Source organism: Burkholderia sp. JPY481, assembly GCF_038900515.1.
Classification (GTDB): domain Bacteria; phylum Pseudomonadota; class Gammaproteobacteria; order Burkholderiales; family Burkholderiaceae; genus Paraburkholderia; species Paraburkholderia youngii.
The window spans coordinates 1-1,109 of sequence record NZ_JAYMRT010000097.1; the positions used below are offsets into that span (position 1 = coordinate 1).

1 protein-coding gene and 1 pseudogene are annotated in these 1,109 nt (G+C 60.2%); both read right to left on the minus strand.

All coding sequences use genetic code 11. The annotated features are described in order from the left end of the window. Positions 1 to 113: 113 nt before the first annotated feature. Positions 114 to 737, minus strand: coding sequence for a hypothetical protein (locus VSR82_RS39780; protein ID WP_498858901.1), 624 nt, complete (start codon positions 735 to 737; stop codon positions 114 to 116). Continuing rightward, positions 714 to 1,056 (minus strand): annotated as a pseudogene (locus VSR82_RS39785) (transposase); the annotation flags it as partial. The gene VSR82_RS39780 and the pseudogene VSR82_RS39785, both read right to left, overlap by 24 nt. Between the last annotated feature and the right edge of the window lie 53 nt (positions 1,057 to 1,109).

The window sequence follows — 1,109 nt, forward strand, 5'->3', positions numbered from 1 at the left end:
TTGCACGGCCGCCGCCCGGAACTCCGGCGTGTACGCCTGTTTTGGTACCTTGAACATCTCTTCTTTCCTTCCTTTGGGTCGAGTTTACACACGACCTGCTGGAAGGCGAAATTTCAGGGGAAGCTCAGTGATTCATAGTGCTTCGTCATCTTCGCGCCGTGACGTGTCTTGGATTTCAGCTTGAACGACGGATGGAAGAAGTTGATGTAGAGCCGCGAAACCTGGTAAAGGGAGGCAAGGATTTCCGTGGCCTCCAGACCTTGCAGCCTTCCGTAGCCGACCAGGCGGCGAACGATAGCGCCATTCTTCTGCTCGACCCATGCCTGGTCGTTCTTCTTGTATGCACGCGACCGCGTCAGCTCGATATCCGTCGCTTTGCAAAAGTCGAACACCGTCTCGTTCATGAAGGCGCTATCGTTGTCGCAATCCAGACCGCGCAGCGGAAACGGCAACGCCCCGCGGACCTGCTCGATATGCTCCAGAACGAATGCGCCACCGCGAAACGGCATGGCCAGGCATTCGGTCCATCCGGTCGCGATATCTGTCATCACAAGCGTGTGCACGAGCTCGCTGTCGACCTTGCCGCCACCACAATGCTGGACGAAATCGATCTCGAAATAACCGGGCAGCGGATCGTTCCAGTCCGAGAAGGTCCGGATCGGCACGGCACGGCGGATAGCACTGCCGACTCCGCTGGCGCGTCGGTGTTGGCCACCCTGGATCTCGCGCACGCTCATGCCGCGCGCATACATGCTGATGACGTGGTCGTCAAAGCCCGGCAGGCGGCGTTGATACTTGCCGACCAGTTGGGGCCCGAACGTCGCCTCCCGATCGCGTGGAATGTCCAGCTTCAGCTCGCCGTTGGGCGTGATGACCGTCTTGGGGGCTGGTGCCGTTGCGGTGATTGCTGCTCCTGCCTTGTCCGGCCTCGCTCTCTAGGTGGTGCGTGAGTTCCGCCGCGAGCATGCGCTCGGCCAGTTGCTTCTTTAGTTGGCCGGCCAGGCCTGATTCGCCCAGAATCGACTCGGCATCCTTGCTTTGCACCTGCGCCAGCAGTTGATCGATCAGCTCGTCGGGGAACAGCCTCGGCGCCTTCGGGTTCTTGCTCT